The organism is Candidatus Contendobacter odensis Run_B_J11, from assembly GCF_000531125.1.
Classification (GTDB): Bacteria; Pseudomonadota; Gammaproteobacteria; order Competibacterales; family Competibacteraceae; genus Contendibacter; species Contendibacter odensensis.
The window spans coordinates 52,172-72,570 of sequence record NZ_CBTK010000295.1 but is presented as its reverse complement, the minus strand read 5'-3'; the positions used below and the strand labels follow the sequence as shown (position 1 = coordinate 72,570).

21 protein-coding genes are annotated in these 20,399 nt (G+C 57.6%); 18 read left to right on the top strand and 3 right to left on the bottom strand.

Annotation, left to right across the window (positions count from 1 at the left end):
- Window positions 1–176 precede the first annotated feature (176 nt).
- Window positions 177–446: a BrnA antitoxin family protein gene (locus tag BN874_RS19195; protein ID WP_034435970.1), complete on the bottom strand. Its 270-nt coding sequence runs from the start codon at window positions 444–446 to the stop codon at window positions 177–179.
- A gap of 174 nt (window positions 447–620) precedes the next feature.
- Here BN874_RS19195 and BN874_RS19190 point away from each other — a divergent pair, with 174 nt between their 5' ends.
- The 12 genes from BN874_RS19190 to BN874_RS19135 all read left to right on the top strand — a co-directional run bounded on the left by BN874_RS19190 (window position 621) and on the right by BN874_RS19135 (window position 11,705).
- The gene (locus BN874_RS19190) at window positions 621–1,538 is read left to right on the top strand and encodes a recombination-associated protein RdgC (RefSeq protein WP_034435968.1); all 918 of its coding nucleotides are present in this window, start codon (window positions 621–623) and stop codon (window positions 1,536–1,538) included.
- A 40-nt stretch (window positions 1,539–1,578) separates the two neighbouring features.
- Entirely contained in the window at window positions 1,579–2,628 is a 1,050-nt protein-coding gene (locus BN874_RS19185) for a hypothetical protein (protein WP_034435967.1), read from the top strand.
- Between the two features lie 254 nt (window positions 2,629–2,882).
- Window positions 2,883–4,043, top strand: coding sequence for an ABC transporter substrate-binding protein (locus BN874_RS19180; RefSeq protein WP_034435965.1), 1,161 nt, complete (start codon window positions 2,883–2,885; stop codon window positions 4,041–4,043).
- A 129-nt stretch (window positions 4,044–4,172) separates the two neighbouring features.
- Window positions 4,173–5,060 carry a branched-chain amino acid ABC transporter permease gene (locus BN874_RS19175; protein ID WP_154725030.1) on the top strand — a complete coding sequence of 296 codons (888 nt, stop codon included), beginning with the start codon at window positions 4,173–4,175 and terminating at the stop codon, window positions 5,058–5,060.
- Window positions 5,057–6,163, top strand: coding sequence for a branched-chain amino acid ABC transporter permease (locus BN874_RS19170; protein WP_034435963.1), 1,107 nt, complete (start codon window positions 5,057–5,059; stop codon window positions 6,161–6,163). Before BN874_RS19175 ends, BN874_RS19170 begins: the two co-directional genes overlap by 4 nt.
- Entirely contained in the window at window positions 6,141–6,911 is a 771-nt protein-coding gene (locus BN874_RS19165) for an ABC transporter ATP-binding protein (RefSeq protein WP_034435962.1), read from the top strand. The genes BN874_RS19170 and BN874_RS19165 overlap by 23 nt, the downstream gene beginning before the upstream one ends.
- Window positions 6,908–7,642, top strand: coding sequence for an ABC transporter ATP-binding protein (locus BN874_RS19160; protein WP_051498083.1), 735 nt, complete (start codon window positions 6,908–6,910; stop codon window positions 7,640–7,642). The genes BN874_RS19165 and BN874_RS19160 overlap by 4 nt, the downstream gene beginning before the upstream one ends.
- Window positions 7,643–7,736: 94 nt before the next feature.
- A complete protein-coding gene (yjgA, locus tag BN874_RS19155) occupies window positions 7,737–8,060 on the top strand; it encodes a ribosome biogenesis factor YjgA (protein WP_051498082.1) in 324 nt (107 codons plus the stop codon).
- A 1-nt stretch (window position 8,061) separates the two neighbouring features.
- Window positions 8,062–9,288, top strand: a complete 1,227-nt coding sequence (locus BN874_RS19150; RefSeq protein WP_230314496.1) for a Bcr/CflA family multidrug efflux MFS transporter — start codon at window positions 8,062–8,064, stop codon at window positions 9,286–9,288.
- On the top strand, window positions 9,285–9,737 hold the full coding sequence (locus tag BN874_RS19145) for a YaiI/YqxD family protein (protein WP_034435961.1): 453 nt from the start codon (window positions 9,285–9,287) through the stop codon (window positions 9,735–9,737). Before BN874_RS19150 ends, BN874_RS19145 begins: the two co-directional genes overlap by 4 nt.
- Before the next feature lie 109 nt (window positions 9,738–9,846).
- A complete protein-coding gene (locus BN874_RS19140) occupies window positions 9,847–10,698 on the top strand; it encodes an HDOD domain-containing protein (RefSeq protein ID WP_034435959.1) in 852 nt (283 codons plus the stop codon).
- Window positions 10,699–10,871: 173 nt separating this feature from the next.
- Window positions 10,872–11,705 (top strand): transglutaminase-like domain-containing protein, encoded by an 834-nt coding sequence (locus BN874_RS19135; protein ID WP_034435957.1) that lies wholly within the window; start codon window positions 10,872–10,874, stop codon window positions 11,703–11,705.
- A gap of 11 nt (window positions 11,706–11,716) precedes the next feature.
- Here the strand turns inward: BN874_RS19135 and BN874_RS19130 are convergent, their stop codons facing one another.
- Window positions 11,717–12,676: a glucokinase gene (locus BN874_RS19130; protein ID WP_034435956.1), complete on the bottom strand. Its 960-nt coding sequence runs from the start codon at window positions 12,674–12,676 to the stop codon at window positions 11,717–11,719.
- A gap of 247 nt (window positions 12,677–12,923) precedes the next feature.
- Here BN874_RS19130 and aceA point away from each other — a divergent pair, with 247 nt between their 5' ends.
- From aceA to clpA, 6 genes are all read left to right on the top strand, one after another.
- On the top strand, window positions 12,924–14,216 hold the full coding sequence (aceA, locus tag BN874_RS19125) for an isocitrate lyase (protein ID WP_034435954.1): 1,293 nt from the start codon (window positions 12,924–12,926) through the stop codon (window positions 14,214–14,216).
- Between the two features lie 161 nt (window positions 14,217–14,377).
- The gene (gene aceB / locus BN874_RS19120; RefSeq protein ID WP_034435953.1) at window positions 14,378–15,976 is read left to right on the top strand and encodes a malate synthase A; all 1,599 of its coding nucleotides are present in this window, start codon (window positions 14,378–14,380) and stop codon (window positions 15,974–15,976) included.
- 97 nt (window positions 15,977–16,073) lie between these two features.
- Window positions 16,074–16,427 (top strand): CidA/LrgA family protein, encoded by a 354-nt coding sequence (locus tag BN874_RS19115; protein ID WP_034435951.1) that lies wholly within the window; start codon window positions 16,074–16,076, stop codon window positions 16,425–16,427.
- Window positions 16,428–16,429: 2 nt separating this feature from the next.
- Window positions 16,430–17,161, top strand: a complete 732-nt coding sequence (locus BN874_RS19110; RefSeq protein WP_034435950.1) for an LrgB family protein — start codon at window positions 16,430–16,432, stop codon at window positions 17,159–17,161.
- A gap of 191 nt (window positions 17,162–17,352) precedes the next feature.
- The gene (gene clpS / locus BN874_RS19105) at window positions 17,353–17,679 is read left to right on the top strand and encodes an ATP-dependent Clp protease adapter ClpS (protein WP_034435949.1); all 327 of its coding nucleotides are present in this window, start codon (window positions 17,353–17,355) and stop codon (window positions 17,677–17,679) included.
- Between the two features lie 45 nt (window positions 17,680–17,724).
- A complete protein-coding gene (gene clpA / locus BN874_RS19100; RefSeq protein ID WP_034435948.1) occupies window positions 17,725–19,977 on the top strand; it encodes an ATP-dependent Clp protease ATP-binding subunit ClpA in 2,253 nt (750 codons plus the stop codon).
- Between the two features lie 110 nt (window positions 19,978–20,087).
- Here clpA and infA read toward each other — a convergent pair whose 3' ends face one another.
- Window positions 20,088–20,306, bottom strand: a complete 219-nt coding sequence (infA, locus tag BN874_RS19095) for a translation initiation factor IF-1 (RefSeq protein ID WP_034435947.1) — start codon at window positions 20,304–20,306, stop codon at window positions 20,088–20,090.
- Window positions 20,307–20,399: the final 93 nt, after the last annotated feature.

The following is a 20,399-nucleotide window of genomic DNA, read 5'->3' as shown; positions in this document are numbered from 1 at the left end:
CTCCTGCCTCGAAAACCTCGCCGTGCTGTTGGGAACGCATAAATACAGGACTTTCGCTAAACCGGTAAATTCGTCATACCCGCGAAAGCGAGTATCCAGGCTTTTCAGCGGCTTACTGGATTCCCGCCTACGCGGGAACGACGGAAAGCGAAAGTCCTGAAATAGTCAGCCGGAGATCAAGGATGCTGCTGAATCCAGTCGCGCAACGCCGCGTCCATCCGGGTTTGCCAACCCTTGCCCGTTGCGCGGAATGCGGTCACCACCTCGGCAGACAGGCGAATAGTAATGCGCTCTTTCGTCGGCGTCTTTTGGTGGCCGCGCACCCCCAGCTTCTTCAACAGGGACGCCGGCAAGACCTCGGTAACGGGTTTGAAATGAGTGAAATTCTCGGCAGTCAGTTCGCGGACTTCGCCGTCATCATCAATCAAGGGTAAGTGGTTTGCCATGACTACGCGCCTCTCATGAGATTGCTATAGGCCACTCCTACCATCACTTTTCCGTTGGTTACGCGCTTCCATTTTGAATCTGATAGAGAGGGTAAGCCGGTATTTTCATCGGCTTGGCGATACCGGCGCAACTCATGGATAATGCCGGCCATTTACGGAAGCGGATGGTTGCTCATGTGGTTTAAGAATTTGACGTTGCTACGCTTGCTCGAGCCGTTTCCCTTCACCGCCGAAACACTGGCGGCGCGGTTGGGAGGCTACGCTTTTCAACCGTGTCCCAGCCACCAGCCCAGCATCGCTGGCTGGACTCCACCGCTGGGCCGCAAAGCAACGGAACTGGTGCATGTCGTCAATGGGCGGTTGCTGCTGTGCTTGCGCACCGAAGAAAAGCTGCTGCCGGCGATGGTGATCAACCAGGCGGTGGATGAGCGCATCGCGGTGATCGAGGATCAGCAACGGCGACCGGTGCGACGGCGGGAAAGGCAGGAACTGCGCGAACAACTGGTGCAGGAACTCCTGCCCCGCGCCCTGAACCGCAGCCGGCAGGGTTATGCCTATCTCGATCCGATGGCCGGCTGGCTGGTGGTAGACAGCGCCAGCCCGCGTGGAGTCGAGGAAATCACCGGAATGCTGCGCAAAACCCTGGACACGCTGCCGGTCGCACCGCCCCAGGTTCGACAGTCCCCAACCACAGTAATGACCGCTTGGCTGGCCCAGGGCGGCGCACCAGCGGAATTCGCCTTGGGCGATGTCTGCGAGTTGCGGGAAGATGAAGTGGCGGGCGGAATCGTGCGCTGCCGGGGCCAGGATCTGACCGGCGATGAAATTCGTAGCCATCTGCAAGCCGGTAAACTGGTCACCCGGCTCGGCCTGAGCTGGGACGAACGGGTGGCCTTTGTGCTGGATGAAACTCTGGTCATTCGCCGGCTCCAGTTCCTCGACGTAGTGCGGGAGTCGCTGCGGGACACCGCAACCGATGCTGCGGAAGCGCTATTCGACGCCGAATTCGCCCTGATGAGCGGAGAACTGGCGCTATGGTTGCCTCGGCTGCTGGAATTATTCGGTGGCGAAGCCGAGCGGTCATCCGTCTGAAACCCGAATCAATCCGACAACCAACCAATAGGCGCGGCGCATGGGAACTTGGCAACTGACAGGGGTGTTCGTGCTGATCGGGGTGGTGATGATCATCGGGCTGGCCGGGTGGCTGGTGATGAACCATTCCCGTGAACGGCGACGCTTGATTGAGGAACGGGTGTTGGCGATGCGGCAGGCAGTAGCCGCGAAGGTAGCGGCTGAGAAGGTGGCGGCTGAGAAGGTGGCGGCTGAGAAAGCGGCAGTGGCACGGGCCGCAGCGGATCGGTTGGCAGCCAAGCGGGCGAGCATGGAAAAAGCGGCTATGGAAAAGTCAGCGATAGAAAGAGCAGCGATAGAACAAGCGGTTGCCGAATGGGCGGTCGCCGAACAGGCCGAGGCCGAGCGGGCGAATATGCGCAAGACCTCGACCGAACAACGCGACGCCGATGCCGTCGAGGCGCGGATGCGGGCGGTCGAGGCTGCCATTTCCGAGTGGATCGAAGCGGAGCGGGAAGGTCATCGGCAGGCTGCCGCTACGCCGGGCCAACCGGCAGTTAAAACCTGCACCCGAACCGGCGCCATTCACCAGCAGGTGCGCTCGACCGCCGAGGTGATCGAGAAGGAAACCGGGGAACTGGAATTCATCAAGAACCGGATTGAAGCCGGGGTGGATATTCTGCCGCTTGAGTTCCAGCAGACGGTGGACGAGTGGAAGGAGGGCCGGACTCTCCGCCATAGCAGCTTCGATGATCTCAAGCTCAAGTTTCGCTACAAGGCTTACTCGATTGAGGATGGCTATGAATTGCTCCACCTGTATAACCAGTGGCTGGCCCAGCAACGCCAGAAGATTCGGGTGTTCATTCGGCTGCTGGGTGCTACGGTGGACAAGGGCGACAGCATGCTGGCGGCCATTGAAGATCTGGAGCGAATCGAGCGCGAGAAATATCTGGAAATGGATGTAGACGTGATTTTCACCCTGCGCGACATCCGCGACATTCTGGAGAAGCTGATCGGCGTGGAAAATATTCTCAGGGATTTGGAGAATGTTTGCCGCAAGCGTTCGGAACAGATCATCGCCCCGGTGTGGGAAGCGAAAGGATCGTTGTAGTTGTAAACGACGGCGCAATCGGTGTCGCTGCGGCTATAATTGTTACGGGTAATGGAGACAGGACTTTCGCTTTTCGTCATTCCCGCGTCAGCGGGAATCCAGTAAGCCACTGAAAAAACTGGATACCCGCTTTCGCGGGTATGACGAATCTAAAGGGCTTGGCGAAAGTCCTGGGAGAAAGCTCATGGTCTTGATGCCGTTGCAAAATTACCCCAAAGTTTTGGAATCCACCCTTTATCCGACGAGGAACATCGATGAAAAAAGCACTATCCCTGCTGGTATTTTCCATGTTGATTTCCTTGGGCGTCACCGCCTGGGGTGCCGAGAAAACCATCAAACTGGGCGTTATCGCCGAGTTGACCGGTGATATGCCTGCGGTGGGCGCGTCCTGCCGCAATGCTGCCGAAATGGCGGTCAAGGAAATCAACGCCGCCGGTGGTTTGCAAGTCGGCAAGGAAAAAATGAAGGTGGCTTTGGTGGTGGAGGATAACGCCGGCAAGGCCGATCAGTCCGCCGCTGCGGCTCAGAAGCTGATTACCCAGGATGAGGTCGCCGCTATCGTCGGTCCCAACGCCAGCCGTTATGCCATCCCGGCTTCGGAAATCGCCGAAAGCTCTGAGACGGTGCTGATCACGCCCTGGTCCACCAATCCCAAGACCACGCTGGACACCAATACCAACCAGCCCAAGAAATATGTCTTCCGGGCCTGTTTCATTGATCCGTTCCAGGGAGGCGTACTGGCCAAGTTCGCGCTGGAGAAGCTGAAGGCCAAGAAGGCGGCGGTGCTGTACGACGTAGCGTCTGATTACAACAAGGGCATCGCTGAAGTCTTCAAGGAGAACTACGAAAAGCTGGGCGGAAAAATCGTCGCCTTTGAGACGTATACGACCAATGACAAGGATTTCTCGGCGCAGTTGACCAAGATCAAGGACGCCAAGCCCGATGTGATCTTCCTGCCCAACTACTACAGTGAAGTGCCGCTGCAAGTGCAGCAGGCCAAGCGTCTGGGTATCACGGTTCCTTTCATCGGCAGCGATTCATGGGGCAGCAACGAGCTGTTAACCTTGGGTGGCGCTGATTTGAATGGCTATTACTTCAGCACTCATTACGCCGCTGATAATGCCGCGCCGGTGGCCAAGAAGTTTATCGCCGATTATGAGAAGGCTTATGGTGTCAAGCCGGACGATGTAGCCGCGCTGACCTATGATGCTTTCGGTCTGTTGTTCAACTCGATCAAGAATGCGGGTAAGGCGGATCGTGAATCGATCCGTGCTGCGCTGTCTACGCTGCCGAGTTACAAGGGCGTCACCGGTGATATGAAGTTCCAGGCCGATTCCCGCGATCCGATCAAGAGCGCGGTAATCCTGCAAATCAAGGATGGCAAGTTTACTTATTTCACCAATGCTAATCCCTGAGAGTTTGTCGTAGCACGGGCTTCCAGTCCGTGATTCAGTCCACGGCTGGAAGCCTGTGCTACATTCCACACGAGGGCGACCCGCCAGGTCGCCCTTCTTGATTAACCGGCAGCATCATGGGTCACCACCTTGAGCGAAAGTATTGTCTATTGGCTGCAACAGACCTTAAACGCCCTGCAACTGGGCAGTATCTACGCCCTGATCGCCTTGGGTTACACCATGGTCTACGGCATTCTGACCATGATCAATTTCGCTCACGGCGATGTGTTCATGGTGGGGGCTTTTTTCTGTTTTATCGCCGCTGTGTATCTGGGACTGCCCTTTTTGCCGACGCTGCTGTTGACCATGGCGGGCGCGGCCTTATTGGGCGTGCTGATCGAACGGCTGGCGTATAAACCGCTGCGTAATGCGCCCCGGGTGTCGGCCATTATCACCGCGCTGGGGCTGGGGCTGTTTCTGGAAAATTTCACCCTGGCGCTGGCCCCTTATCCCAAACACATTCCGGCGTTGCTGGAAAACGTGACTTGGGATCTGGGCGGGGTTTCGGTGTCATCATTGCAGATCATCATTATCTGCCTGTCGCTGGGTTTAATGTTCCTGCTGGATTACGTTGTCCACCGCACTCCAGTAGGAATGGCGATGCGGGCCATTTCCTGGGATAAAACCTTCGTGCCGCTGATGGGCGTCCCGGTGGATTTGATTATCTCGGTTACCTTCGCCATTGGCGCGGGATTGGCCGGCGCGGCAGGCACCATGTACGCTCTTGCCTATCCGGTGATTGATCCGTATATGGGGATCATGGTCGGTTGGAAAGCATTTATCTCTGCGGTGGTCGGCGGCATTGGCAACATTCGCGGGGCGATGATCGGCGCGTTCATTCTCGGCGGAGTGGAAATCATGGTGACCGCGTTCTTTCCGTCCACTTACCGGGATTTCGTGGCCTTCTCCTTGCTGCTGCTGCTGATTGTGATCCGGCCCTACGGCATTCTGGGCAAGCCAAGGACGCAAAAGGTATGAGCGCCCTGTTGAGAAGCGGTTGGGAGTGGTTTATCGCGCAACGCTGGCTAATGATGGTCTTTCTTATCATCGGCTTTGTCCTGGCTTTCGCTATTCCCGAATACAACCTGCTGAATAAATATGTGCAGTTGGTGATGATGTATGTCGGGATCAATATTATCCTGACCGTCAGCCTGAATCTGGTGAATGGCTATATGGGTGAGTTTTCCCTGGCTCACGCCGGTTTCATGGCGGTGGGTGCTTATACCGCTGCCTTGCTGACCCAGAAGGTGCTGCCAATAGCGGCGCATCCGTGGCTATTCCCGCTGGCGGTGCTGATGGGTGGATTGGTGGCGGCGGTGCTGGGGTTAATTGTCGCGGTCCCGTCTTTCAAGGTACGCGGCGACTATTTAGCGATTATCACCCTGGCGTTTCTGATGATTGTTAAGTCGGTGATCGAAAATATTGACTACATCGGTGGCCCGCGTGGCATTCCGGGTATCAAGAAGTTGACTACGCTGCCTTGGGTCTTTTTCTGGGTGGTGGTCACTGTCTGGGTGGTGCGTAACTTCGTCTATTCCAAATACGGGCGCGGGGTGCTGTCGATCCGCGAGGATGAAATCGCCAGTGATTTAATGAGCGTCAATACCCGCCGGGTAAAATTTATGGCGTTCATGGTGTCGTCCTTTTTCGCCGGTATCGCGGGAGGATTATTTGCGCACCTGTTGCAATTCATCAGTCCTCGGGTATTCGACATCATCAAGACCACTGACGTGTTAATCATGGTCTATCTGGGCGGTATTGCTTCGATTGGCGGCTCTATCCTCGGCGCAACCGCATACACGGTGCTGCTCGAATTGTTGCGGCCATCCACGGTGGCGGCGATGCTGGCCTGGCTGCCAGCGATGGTGTTCGATCCGCTGAACGAGTATGTCATTAGCCATTTGGGTGTCTGGCGGATGGTGATCATGCCGCTATTGCTGGTTTTGGTGATGCTGTACTGGCCGCGTGGGATCATGGGCTTGCGCGAATTTCGCTGGTTCGTGCCCAAGCGCGATATGGAAGCCCACCACTGCCTTAATAAACCAACCGGGGGAAGCCATGACGCTGCTGACGGCCGTTAAGGTCAAGCATTACTTCGGTGGGCTGTGCGCGGTCTCCGACTTCAACCTGCAACTCCATTACGGCGATCTGATGGGGATTATTGGCCCCAATGGCGCAGGTAAAACCACGATATTTAATCTGATTACCGGGGTTTATCGCGCCAGCGAGGGCAGCATCCGGCTGCGCAATACCGAACTGGTGGGTAAGACCCCGCACCAGATTACTGCGCTGCGGGTCGGGCGTACCTTCCAGAACATCCGCTTATTCCGCGACCTGTCGGTACTGGACAACGTGCGCATCGCCCACTACGCCCAGGCGGACTACAGTCCGCTGGAAGCGCTGCTGCATATCGGGCGTTACCGCCGCGAAGAGCAGCGCATCATCGAGAATTCGCAACGGCTGCTGGCGATTTTCAAGCTGGAGCATCTGGCCGGCGAGACCGCCAAAAATCTGCCCTACGGCTTGCAGCGGCGGCTGGAAATTGCCCGGGCGCTGGCGATTGGGCCGGAACTGTTGCTGCTGGACGAGCCGGCGGCGGGAATGAATCCCAACGAGATTGATTTGCTGATGGAATTTATCCAGTGGATTCGTACTGAGTTCAAACTGACCATTTTGCTGATCGAACACCAGATGAAGCTGGTGATGGGCATCTGCGAGCGGATCACGGTGCTGGATTTCGGTGAAACCCTGGTCGAGGGTCCACCTGAAGTGATCCAGAATCATCCCAAGGTATTGGAGGCTTACTTGGGCGAGGGGCCAGTCGGATGAGCGACACAGCGGATAATCTTGACGATCTGCAACTGGAAGTGCGCGATCTGGCGGTGCATTACGATGGTATCCGGGCGCTGCATGGGGTGTCGTTTACGGTGCTGAAGGGTGAAATTGTCACTCTGATCGGCGCGAATGGTGCGGGTAAAACTTCGATCCTGCGGGCAGTATCCGGGCTGATCCCCTACAACGGCGCGATTGGGTTTGAAGGCCAGGACTTGAAGCGGGTTGCGGCGCATCAAATCGTCAAACGAGGGATTGCCCATGTCCCGGAAGGCCGGGGCATCTTCGGCAATTTGACGGTGCGGGAGAATTTGCAATTAGCCACTTGGCAGCGCAGCGACAAGGACGAAATCGCAGCCGATTATGACCGGATGTTGGTGCTGTTTCCGCGCCTCAAGGAGCGCCAGCACCAACCGGGGGGAACCCTGTCCGGCGGCGAACAGCAGATGTTGGCGGTAGCCCGCGCCCTGATGAGTCGAGGTCGGCTATTGTTGCTGGATGAGCCATCCATGGGCTTGTCGCCGCGACTGGTGCAGGAAATTTTCCGGGTGATCGAGGATATCAACCGCTCCGGCACCACTATTCTGCTGGTGGAGCAGAACGCCAATATGGCCTTGCGGATCGCGTCCCGCGCCTATGTGCTGGAAACCGGCACCGTCATTCTGTCCGGCACTGGGCGAGAGTTGCTGGGTGATCACCGGGTCCGGGAAGCCTATTTAGGCACTTAGGCGTTTTTGCGCGCATCACCCTTGCCCTCTTCCCGAAGGGCGAGGGGAGTTTTAGTACCGCCGCTTAATCAGGTCATTTCGGAATAATTCCACCATGCAAGAAGACGAATTCAACGACGACCTGGAAGATGGGTACGACCCGGAAGCGCCGCTGCCACCCAGTAAAAGCCAGCGCAAGCGCGAGGCGACCGCGTTGCAGGATTTGGGCGAGCAACTGGTGGAACTCACCCGGGCGCAATTGAACCGGGTGCCGTTGCCGGAGGATTTGCTGGCGGCGGTGCAAGCGGCCCAGGCCATCTCGCAGCGCGGGGGGCGCAAACGGCAATTGCAGTACATCGGCAAGCTGATGCGTCGGATTGACGATCCGGAGGCGATCCGTACCGCTCTGTCCACCGTGCTTTCGGGGCGGCGTGCCTGATTTGGACACCGCTTCCGCCACTGCTCATCCCGGAGCGCCTGTTCTGACTCAACCGCCGCTGTCCTGGCTGCTGATCCTCGGCGCGTTGATGGCCTTTGCGCCGATGTCGATTGATATGTACCTGCCCAGCCTGCCAACGATTGCCGCCGAATTCGGCGGCAATCCCGCTGCTGCCCAATTTACGCTGGCAAGTTTCTTCATCGGGCTGGCGCTTGGCCAGGCGCTGCACGGTCCACTCGCCGACCGTTACGGGCGTAAACCGCCCCTGTACGCCGGACTGGCGCTGTACACCGTCGCCTCGGTGGGGTGTGCGCTGGCGCCGGATATAGCCACATTGACGGTATTGCGCTTTGTCCAGGCGGTCGGCGGTTGCGCCGGCATCGTCATCGCACGGGCGGTGGTCCGCGACCGCTTCGACGCCCACACTTCGGCGCGGGTGTATTCATTACTGATGCTGGTGATGGGGCTGGCGCCGATTCTTGCCCCGATAGCCGGCGGCTGGATTCTGATTTTCGCCGGCTGGCGCGCAATTTTTGCCACGCTGGCGTTGTTCGGGCTGGTCTGTCTGCTGGTCAGTTGGCGCTACCTGCCGGAAACGCGACCGGCGGACACAGTTTCCAGCAGCGGGATCGGGGCGGCGTTGCGCGGGTACGGCGCGTTGCTGCGCGACCGGCGTTTGATCGGCTACACCCTGAGTGGCGGCTTCGCGCAAGCGGGCTTGTTCGCCTACATCACCGGTTCACCGCATGTCTTCATCGAGCTGTATGGCGTACCGACATGGGCGTATGGCTGGCTATTCGGCCTGAATGCGCTGGGGCTGATCGCCAGTTCGCAAATCAATCGCCGACTGTTGTTGCACTACAGCGCCGATACCATTCTACGTCGCGCCAATCGCACCACAGTGGTGCTGGGATTGGGGTTGCTGGCAGTGGCGGTGAGTGGCTGGGGTGGTTTGCCGGTGCTGCTGATCCCGCTGTTCGGTTATCTCGCCAGCCTCGGCTTCACCGCGCCGAATGCAATGGCTGAAGCTTTGGCTGATCAGGGCGCCCGCGCCGGTAGCGCCTCGGCGCTGATCGGCACGCTACAATTTGGGATAGCCACAGTATCGAGTACGCTGGTCGGATTGCTAGGCGGTTCCGCGCTATCCATGGCGACGGTCATCGCCGGCTGCGGACTGCTGGCCTATGGGACGCATCGTGCTTTGGTGGGTGACGGAGGGAGCGCATGAGAATCTGGATTGACGCGGACGCCTGTCCCCTTCCGGTCAAAACCATCGTGTTCCGGGCTTCCCAACGGGTCGGAGTTCCGGTCACCCTGGTGGCTAACCAGCGGCTGCAAACGCCGCCCTCACCCCTGATCACGGCAGTACAGGTCAGCCAGGGCTTTGACGAAGCCGATCATTACCTCGTCGAACAAGCCACGGCCAGCGACCTGGTGATCACCGCTGATATTCCGCTGGCGGCGCGGTTGGTGGCGAAAGGTGTTCCTGCGCTCAACCCGCGTGGTGAGCTTTATACGGCGGATAACATTCAGGAACGACTGGCCTTGCGTAATCTCAAGGAAGAGTTACGGGCGGCGGGCGGTGTGACCGGCGGTCCTGCGCCCTACCACGACCGCGATAAGCAAGCCTTCGCCAATAGTCTGGATCGCTGGCTGGCGCAGCGCCGCGTTCGTTAGTACGCTTTGCGCACCGCATGTTGGAACGGGTCGGCCCGGATGAAAATCTGGAAAACTCCGTTCATTTTGCAAGCGCTGAACATAGTTCTCCGGCGGGAGAGGTGAATGAATGAGTGTGCATTCGTTACAGGATACTTTCATTAAGGCCCTCGCCTCAGACAAGTTGCAACTGCCGGCTTTTCCTGCGGTGGCGATGAAACTGCAAAAAGCGTTGCACGACAGCAATACCCGGATCGCCGATCTGGAAGCCATGATCATCGGCGATCAGGCTCTGTCCAGTCAGATTCTGCGGGCCGCTAACTCATCGTTCTACAGCGGCCTGCAAAAGATCACCACCATCCAGAAAGCGATTATCCGCCTCGGCATTCGTCAGGTCGCGACGCTGACCATGGCGATGTCCCTGTCCAGCCTGTACCTGGTTCGCAATCCACAGATTGGCCAGTACATGGAGAAACTCTGGCAACACGCCTTCGCGTCGGGATTGGGTGCACAGTGGCTGGCTCAGCGCTGTGGTTATCAACTGCTGGTGGATACCGCTTTTATGGCGGGTTTGCTGCACAACATCGGCCAACTGGCAATTCTGCGGTTGGCTGACGAACTGTGCGGCAGCCGTAATCTTAACGCCAGCCAATTATCGGAAGCGCTGCTGCTGGAAGTGTTGGATAGCACCATGCATAACGCTCAGGGCTATGTGCTGATGAAGCGCTGGAACCTGCCGGAGGAATACGGCGTCGTGGCCCGCGATCATCACAAGGAACCTTACGACGCTAATAACTCGCTGTTAGTCATGGTGCGCTTGATGGATCAAATGTGTGACAAGCTGGGAATCGGTCTGCGCCATGAACCCGACATCGCGCTGGGGGCCACCCAGGAGGCCGTGCAATTGGGCATCACTGAGCTTCAGTTAGCGGAGCTGGAAATTCTGCTTGAGGATTGGGGCAGTTCGCAGATGAAGCCATAGATATCTTGCCACCTATCGGTTTTCGACCGATGTCGTGAACAGGCTTTAGCTTGTGAAAATAGCGGCTTAGCAGGCTACTCCTGCCCTCCATTTTCCATCAACTACACGATTCTATTTTGAATCTGATAGGTGGTGAGCCATAAGCATCTCCACTTCAACAAGAAGGAACTCTGATGCTGATTCGAGTTGGGTACGACATTATCTTCGAGCATCCGGCACCGACGCCGATGATTGCGATGCTTTACCTCCATCCCTCATGGAAGCTGGCGATCCGCCGGGGTGACTATCTGCTGGTTGAACCTTCGGTGCCGATCAGCGAATACATGGATCGGTTTGGCAATCGCTGTGTTCGTCTGATTGCGCCCGCCGGTCCGATCCGGTTCTGGAATGATGCAGTGGTGGAGGACAGCGGCCAGCCGGATTATCAGAATCCCGCCGCCGGACAAGATGAAATCTATGATTTACCGGATATGACGCTCACGTTTTTGATGCCGAGCCGCTATTGCGAAGTAGATCGGATGGTGGATATCGCCTGGTCGCTGTTTAGCACCGTGCCGAAAGGTTGGGCGCGAGTGCAGGCGATCTGCGACTTTGTGCATCATCACATCACCTTTGATTACATGCAGGCGCGAAAGACGCGCACGGCGTATGAGGTGTACCAGGAGCGGGTCGGCGTCTGTCGCGATTTCACCCATCTGGCGGTCACCTTCTGCCGCTGTCTGAACATCCCCGCTCGGTATTGCACCGGTTATCTCGGCGATGTTGGGGTGGCGTCAACGCCTGAACCGATGGACTTCAGCGCATGGTTTGAGGCGTACCTGGGGGGGCGCTGGTACGCCTTTGATCCGCGTAACCACACCCCGCGCATCGGTCGGATCTTGATGGCCTATGGTCACGACGCCGCTGATGTAGCGCTCTTGACCTCCTTCGGCCCCAGCCGGCTGGAGCGATTCACCGTGTGGACCGATCCAGTGGGCGCAGATGCCTTGTTGCCGGTCACAAGCTAGATTGATGAAACCTATTCCAGCGCCGCCGCCACGCCTCTTAATGCCGGGTTGGCGGCGGTGATCACCCAGGTTGGGATCGTGGCCAGATAGTCGCTGAACCGGCCCTTGGCCTCAAAGTGGGCGCGGAAGGTTGAGTGGTCAAAAAATTCCCCCAAACGCGGCACGATGCCGCCGCCGATATAAACACCGCCGCGTGCGCCCAGAGTGAGCGCCAGATTGCCCGCCGCCGCGCCCAGCGCCCCGCAGAACAGGTTTAATACGTCTACGCAATGCGGACAGCTTCCGGCTAATCCGCGGTCGCTTATATCAGCGGGATTTAATTTCTCCGTCGGCCAGCCTTCCACTTCCGCCAGCGCCGTATAGAGATTGATCAATCCTGGCCCGGCCAGCAGCCGCTCCGGTGAGACATGGCCGAACTGGCGCTGCAATATCCGGCTGATCGCCCATTCCTTCTCGTTCAACGGCGAAAAAGTAACGTGCCCCCCTTCGGTCTGCAATGGAATCCAGCGGCTGCCTGACCATACCAATCCCGATACCCCCAGACCGGTGCCGGGTCCAATCAGCCCAATGGGCGCTTCGGCAACTGCTGTTCCACCGCCGACCGCCCGGCGTTCATCGGAGTTCAGCAGGGGCAGCGCCAGCGCCAGCGCGGTGAAATCATTGAGAATCAGCAACCGATCCAGCCCCAGTTCCCGTTGCGTCGTTTCGGTCGAGAATGACCAGGCGCTGTTGGTAAACTGAATCCAGTCGCCGGTGATGGGGGTAGCGACCGCAACCGCTGCCTGAGTCGGGCGCGGTCCACCTACGCTCGCCAGATAGGCTTCAGTCGCGGCGCTCAAATTGGGGAAATCGGCGCAGGCCAGAAGGTGTTCGGCGTAAGGCCGGCGCTGAGCGTCAATCCGTGCGAACCGGGCGTTGGTGCCGCCAATGTCGGCGATCAAATCGGGATGTTCAGAGCGGTTTTTTGCCATTACACGGTTTCCAGTTGGGTGAAAAATCAGGACAGTTTCGATAGCACTGCACGTTGATGCTGCCACGCGCCAAGCCAGAGTGGGGATTCACCGTCACCATCTTGTAAAATGTTGCATAGCCACATTAAGATAAACGTAATTTCGCGATTTGCTCCCCATTTTACACTACAAAATCTCAGGGGCCTTTCGGCGACAGTAAGCGAGTTCTAACCACCAACCCCGTAACTCTCGAAGAGGACACGAAAAAATGGCACATCTGAGCGCTGCGCAACTGAAAAAAGACTGGGCCGAGAATCCTCGCTGGAAAGGTATCGAACGCGGCTATACCGCTGAAGATGTGGTGCGGTTGCGTGGCAACATGCCGATTGAATACAGCTTGGCGCAGCGGGGAGCGGAGAGGCTGTGGCAGTTGATCACCACTGAACCCTATGTCAATTGCTTGGGGGCGTTGACCGGCGGCCAGGCGATGCAGCAGGCCAAGGCCGGGGTCAAGGCCATTTATCTGTCCGGCTGGCAGGTCGCCGCCGACAACAATACCTACATGGCGATGTATCCCGACCAGTCGCTGTATCCGGTCAATTCGGTACCGGCGGTGGTCGAGCGCATCAACAATACCTTCAAGCGCGCCGACGAAATTCAGTGCGCCCGTGGCATTGGCCCCGGCCACAAGGATTTCATTGACTACTTCCTGCCGATTGTCGGTGATGCCGAAGCCGGGTTTGGCGGGGTGCTGAACGCCCATGAACTGATGAAGTCCATGATCCGCGCTGGCGCGGGCGGGGTGCATTTCGAGGATCAACTGGCCTCGGTCAAGAAGTGCGGCCACATGGGCGGCAAGGTGCTGGTTCCTTCCCAGGAAGCGGTGCAAAAGCTGATCGCGGCGCGGCTGGCGGCAGATGTCTGCGGGGTGCCGACCATCATTCTGGCTCGCACCGACGCCGAAGCGGCGGACTTGCTGACCAGCGATTGCGACGAAAACGACAAGCCGTTCTGCACCGGCGAACGCACCGTCGAAGGCTTCTACAAGACCAAGAAAGGTCTGGAACAGGCGATTTCGCGCGGTCTGGCTTATGCGCCCTACGCCGACATGGTGTGGTGCGAAACCGGTACGCCTGATCTGGAATTTGCCCGCCGCTTTGCCGAGGCGATCCAGGCCAAATTCCCCGGCAAGATGCTGGCTTACAACTGCTCGCCGTCATTCAACTGGAAGAAAAATCTGGATGACGCCACTATTGCTAAATTCCAGCGCGAGCTGGGCGCGATGGGCTACAAGTACCAGTTCATCACCTTGGCCGGCATTCACAACATGTGGTACCACATGTTTGATCTGGCGCAGGATTATGTGAAGCGTGGCATGACCGCCTACGTCGAGAAGGTGCAGGAGCAGGAATTCGCGGCGCGGGATCGCGGCTACACCTTCGTCAGTCATCAGCAGGAAGTGGGCACCGGCTACTTCGACGACATGACCACAGTGATTCAGGGCGGCGTGTCCTCTGTTACCGCGCTGACCGGTTCGACCGAGGAAGAGCAATTCCACTGAGCGCTCCACGGTCTTGCTCCGCTAGTCGCTTTCAAAAATGAGCGGCTGGCGGAATCCCGGCATCAACGATAACCCGGAGCTAAACCCTCCGGGTTTTTGCCTTTGAAACCGCGCTACTATGCCGCCACCGTTTTTGCCCGAACATCTATCGAGGAACAGCCATGAGTCTGAATTTGCCTGCTGGCGTACAAGTCAATGCCCCGCTGCATCCCCGCTTCGACCAAATCCTGAGCCATGATGCTTTGGCGCTGGTTGCCAAGCTGCACCGCGCTTTTGAAGGTCGCCGCCAAGAGTTGCTCAAAGCCCGTGTCGCCCGTCAAGCCCGGATTGATGCGGGTGAGTTGCCGGATTTTCTGCCGGAAACGAAGCCTATCCGTGAAGGCGACTGGAAAATTGCGCCGTTGCCGAAAGCGCTGGAGCGCCGCCGCACCGAAATTACTGGCCCGGTCGAGGCCAAAATGATCATCAACGCCTACAACTCCGGCGCTGATTCCTACATGACCGACTTTGAGGATTCCAACAGCCCCAACTGGTACAACCAGATTCAGGGCCAGGTGAATCTGTTCGACGCCATTCGCCGCAAACTCAGCTTTACCAACGAAGTCGGCAAGGAATACCGGCTCAATGACACCATCGCGACGCTGCAAATTCGCCCGCGTGGCTGGCATCTGGATGAGAAGCATGTGTTGGTGGATGGTCAGCGGGTCTCCGGCGGTATTTTCGATTTCGGCCTGGTATTCTTCCACAACGCCAAAGAACAGGTTGCGGCTGGCGCGGGGCCGTTTTTTTACTTGCCGAAGATGGAGTCACACCTCGAAGCGCGGTTGTGGAATGACCTTTTCGTCATGGCGCAGAACGAGTGCGGTATTCCCCAAGGCACGATTAAAGCCACCGTATTGGTGGAAACCATTCTCGCCACCTTTGAGATGGAAGAAATTCTGTACGAATTGCGCGAGCATTCTGCCGGTCTGAATGCCGGGCGCTGGGATTACATCTTTAGCTGTATCAAGAAGTTTAAGAAGAATAAGGAGTTCTGCCTGGCCAATCGCGCCGCGATTACGATGGAAGTGCCGTTTATGCGTTCCTACGCGCTGCAACTGGTCAAGATTTGCCATAAGCGCGGCGCTCCGGCCATGGGCGGCATGAGTGCGCTGATCCCGATTAAGAATGACCCGGTGGCGAATGAGAAAGCGCTGGCCGGTATTCGCCACGACAAGACCCGCGACGCCAACGACGGTTTTGACGGCGGCTGGGTGGCGCATCCCGGTCTGGTGCCCATTGCCCACGAGGAATTTGTCAAGGTGCTGGGTGACAAGCCGAATCAGTGGCAAAAGCAGCGCGACGAAGTGTTTACCGCCAAGGACTTCCTGAATTTCCAGCCGGAACAACCGATTACCGAATTAGGTGTGCGCAATAACATCAATGTCGGTATTCACTATCTCGGCTCCTGGCTGGCAGGTAATGGCTGCGTACCGATTCATAATCTGATGGAAGACGCGGCTACGGCGGAAATCGCCCGCTCGCAAGTGTGGCAGTGGGTGGTGAGTCCAAAGGGCATTTTGGACGATGGCCGCAAGGTCACCGCTGATATGGTGCGCGGCTTTATTCCTGAGGAACTGGCGAAGGTTAAAGCGACGGTAACGGCCCAAGGCGAGGACACTGCGACCTACGATCAGGCTGCGAAGATCTTTGAAGAGATGTCGTTGTCGGCGGATTATCCTGAGTTCTTGACTCTGCCGTTGTATGAAGCGATGGACTGATTGCCATTATCCATCGGTTGCAACGAAAGACGGCGCTTACGGGCGCCGTTTTTAATTTCATAATCCCGATTTATGCCGAAATGCGGAGATAGCCATCATGATCGGCGCTTTGAGCTTGCTGCTGGTTTTTCAACTGATCGGCGAAGTGATCGCCCGTGCTTTTAATTGGCCCATTCCTGGCCCGGTCATCGGGATGGGGTTGCTTTTCGTGACGCTGATTCTGAGGGATGGCCCGGATGAGGAGTTGCATCGCACCACCGGTCACTTGCTGCAACATCTGTCTTTGTTGTTTGTGCCCGCCGGCGTCGGCGTCATGCTGTATTTCCAACTGATGGCTGACGCCTGGTTGCCGCTGGCGGTTTCCTTGGTCGTCAGTACTTTTATCACCATTGCGGTCACGGCTCTGGTCTTGCGCGTACTGATCCGTCATCCGGCAGCGCGGGAGAAGTAGCCATGCCGAGCCGTTTGACCGAAATCTGGGTGTATCTCGCCGCTTCGCCGCTGTTTGGCCTAACCTTGACCCTGCTGGCTTACCAAGGCGCATTCTGGTTGTATCGCCGCACCGGTAGTCACCCGCTCGCCAATCCAGTGATGCTGGCGGTGGCGATGCTGGTGAGCATTCTCTGGATCACCGGTACGCCTTACCGCAGCTACTTCGATGGCGCTCAGTTTGTGCATTTTCTGCTGGGGCCGGCGACCGTCGCGCTGGCGATTCCACTTCACGCCCAGTTTAGACGGTTGCGAGCCATGGCGTTGCCGCTACTGGTTGCCTTGGTGGCAGGATCATTAACCGCCGCGTTGTCAGCCGTTGCCGTGGGTTATTGGCTCGGCGCCAGCAAGGCCGTCCTGTTGTCGCTGGCGCCCAAGTCGGTAACTACGCCTATTGCAATGGGGATTGCTGAACGCATTGGCGGTTTACCTTCCCTGACTGCGGTGCTGGTGATTATCACCGGCATTCTCGGCGCAGTCGGCGCTCGCTACGTTTATCAGGCGTTGCGGATCGAAGATCAGGCGACCCGTGGTTTCGCCCTTGGCATTGCCTCCCACGGGATTGGCACCGCCCGTGCGTTCCAGGAGAGCGAGCAGGCCGGCGCGTTTGCGGCGCTGGCGATGGGATTGAATGGGTTGGTAACGGCGGCGTTGTTGCCGTTAGTCATGGCGTGGCTGGGCAGATGGCTGTATTGAGTGCAAGGCAGCCCCCCGATAACCCAGTAAATGATCCACGAGTTTTTTATTGCACGGATCGCCCTTGAGGAAACTTACAGGCCGCGTATGATCTAAAGAAGGTCAGTTCATAACCGCGAACGGTATGAGACCCTCCGCCGCGTCGCCACTGAACGCTTGCACGATTCCCTGTCAGATATTGTTTATTGACCATGAGCGCGGACTATTCATCTTCTTCCGATCCAGATCGCGGCCTTGTCGTGGAACCGGCCAAGCCGGAACTCAAGCAACCGCCGCTGTACAAGGTGATTCTGCTCAACGATGACTACACTCCCATGGAGTTTGTGGTGCGGGTTCTGGAAGGCTTTTTCAGCCTTGGCCGGGAGAAAGCCACGCAAGTTATGCTGCATGTTCATACCCGAGGTCGCGGCGTGTGTGGGGTCTACACCCACGAGATTGCCGAAACCAAGGTGGTACAAGTGAACGAGTTTTCCCGTCGGCACCAGCATCCGTTGTTATGTACCCTGGAAGAAGCCTAAACCTGCCACCCACAGCGCGATTCGAGGTATGAGTGAGGTATGAGTATGTTGAGCAAGGAACTGGAATTTTCCATCAATCTTGCTTTTCGCGAAGCGCGGGATCGGCGCCATGAGTTCATGACCATCGAGCATCTGCTGCTGGCTTTGCTGGATAATCCAGCGGCGGTGGAAGTGCTGCGGGCCTGTGGCGCCCAACTGGACTCGTTGAAACGCGATTTGCAGATTTTCATCCGCGATAACACGCCCATTCTGAAAGTGGACGACCCGCGTGAAACTCAGCCCACTCTGGGATTCCAACGGGTGTTGCAGCGAGCGGTGCTGCATGTGCAATCCTCCGGCAACCGCGAAGTCACCGGCGCTAACGTACTGGTCGCTCTATTTGGCGAGCAGGAATCGCAGGCGGTGTACCTGCTGAAGCAGCAGGAAATTAACCGGCTGGACGTAGTGAATTTCATTTCACACGGCATCTCCAAGAATGCGGAGGATCAGCCGGATGCCCCAGCGAATCAGGGTGAGGAGAACGCTGAGAATCAGAACGCCAAACCGCTGGATAACTTTGCCAGCAACCTGAACGAGCTGGCGCGGTTAGGGCGCATCGATCCGTTGATTGGCCGGCGCGAGGAAATCGAACGCACCATTCAAATTCTCTGCCGGCGGCGCAAGAATAACCCGCTGCTGGTGGGTGAGGCTGGAGTCGGCAAGACGGCTATCGCTGAGGGACTGGCGAAAATGATCGTGGATGGCGAAGTGCCGGATGTGCTGCGTAACGCCACGATTTATGCTCTGGACTTGGGATCGCTGGTGGCCGGCACCAAGTATCGCGGCGATTTCGAGAAGCGGTTAAAAGCGGTGCTGGCGCAGTTGCGCAAGGAGCGCAACGCCATTTTGTTCATTGATGAGATTCACACCATCATTGGTGCGGGCGCGGCCTCCGGTGGAGTGATGGATGCTTCAAACCTGATCAAGCCGATGCTGGCTTCGGGTGAGATGAAGTGCATCGGTTCGACCACCTATCAGGAATATCGCGGCATTTTCGAGAAGGATCGGGCGCTGGCGCGGCGGTTCCAGAAGATTGATGTGGTCGAGCCGTCGGTAGAAGAGAGCTACCAGATTCTGCGGGGTCTGAAGACCCGGTTCGAGGAGCATCACGACGTGAAATACGCCGACAAGGCGCTGCGGGCGGCGGTGGATCTGTCGGCCCGCTACATCAACGACCGCCACCTGCCGGATAAGGCGATTGATGTCATTGATGAGGCCGGAGCCAGCCAGCGGTTATTACCGGTGGCCAAGCGCAAGAAGGTGATTAACGTCACTGATATCGAAACCATTATTGCCAAAATCGCCCGCATCCCGCCTAAAACAGTGTCCTCGTCCGATAAGGATGTATTGCGCAATCTGGAGCGGGATTTGAAACTGGTAGTTTTCGGCCAGGATGAGGCGATTGCCATGCTGGGCAACGCCATCAAAATGGCCCGTGCCGGCTTAGGCAACGAGCAAAAGCCGATTGGTAACTTTTTGTTCGCCGGGCCAACCGGGGTGGGCAAGACCGAGGTCACCCGGCAACTGGCCCGGATCATGGGCATCGAGCTGATTCGCTTCGATATGTCTGAATATATGGAGCGGCACACGGTCTCGCGGCTGATCGGCGCGCCACCGGGCTATGTCGGCTTCGATCAAGGCGGCTTGCTCACTGATGCCATCCTCAAGCACCCGCACGCCGTGTTGTTGCTGGATGAGATCGAAAAATCTCATCCCGATGTGTTCAACCTGCTGTTGCAGGTGATGGACCACGGTACGCTGACCGACAACAACGGTCGCAAGGCCGATTTTCGCAATGTGATTCTGGTGATGACCACCAATGCCGGCGCTGAGCAGATGGATCGGGCGTCTATTGGATTCACCCTGCAGGATCACAGCAGCGATGGTATGGATGCGATCAAGCGAATGTTCTCGCCCGAATTCCGCAACCGCCTGGATGCCATCGTTCAGTTCAAGGCGCTGACGGCGATGACTATCGCGCAGGTGGTGGACAAGTTCCTGATTGAGCTGGAAGCACAACTGGAATCGAAGAAAGTCACGCTGGAAGTGGACGAGGAGGGACGGGAGTGGCTGGCCAAGCACGGTTACGATCCCAAGATGGGCGCACGGCCGATGGCGCGGATCATTCAGGACAGCATCAAGCGCCGTTTGGCCGAGGAACTTTTATTCGGGCGGTTAATGAATGGCGGGCATGTGCTGGTCAGTGTGCGCGACGACGATCTGCAAGTGGAAATTGCCGAGGAAGAGGCAGTGCCCTGAGATGGAGTATGCGGCCTAGGGATAGTCGGCGGCGTGCGGCGCAAAAGCCGCTGGCTGCCACGCAATACCAGGGTAGATACCAACGGTAGAGCGTTGCGGTTGCGGTGTGATCAGCGTCCACGATAGGTGATGCGACCCTTGCTGAGATCGTAGGGAGTGAGTTCCACTTTTACCTTGTCTCCAGTCAGGATGCGGATGTAGTTCTTGCGCATCCGTCCGGAGATGTGCGCTGTAACTACATGCCCGTTTTCCAGTTGCACCCTGAACGTGGTGTTGGGCAGAGTGTCAACCACGGTGCCTTCCATTTCGATATGATCTTCTTTCGACATACAACCTCGCTGGCAAGCCGCTTTCGGCCTTTTGAAAAGACTCGCAACCATAGCGGAAATCCCTTGGCGCGGCAAGTTACCGACTGAAAGCCG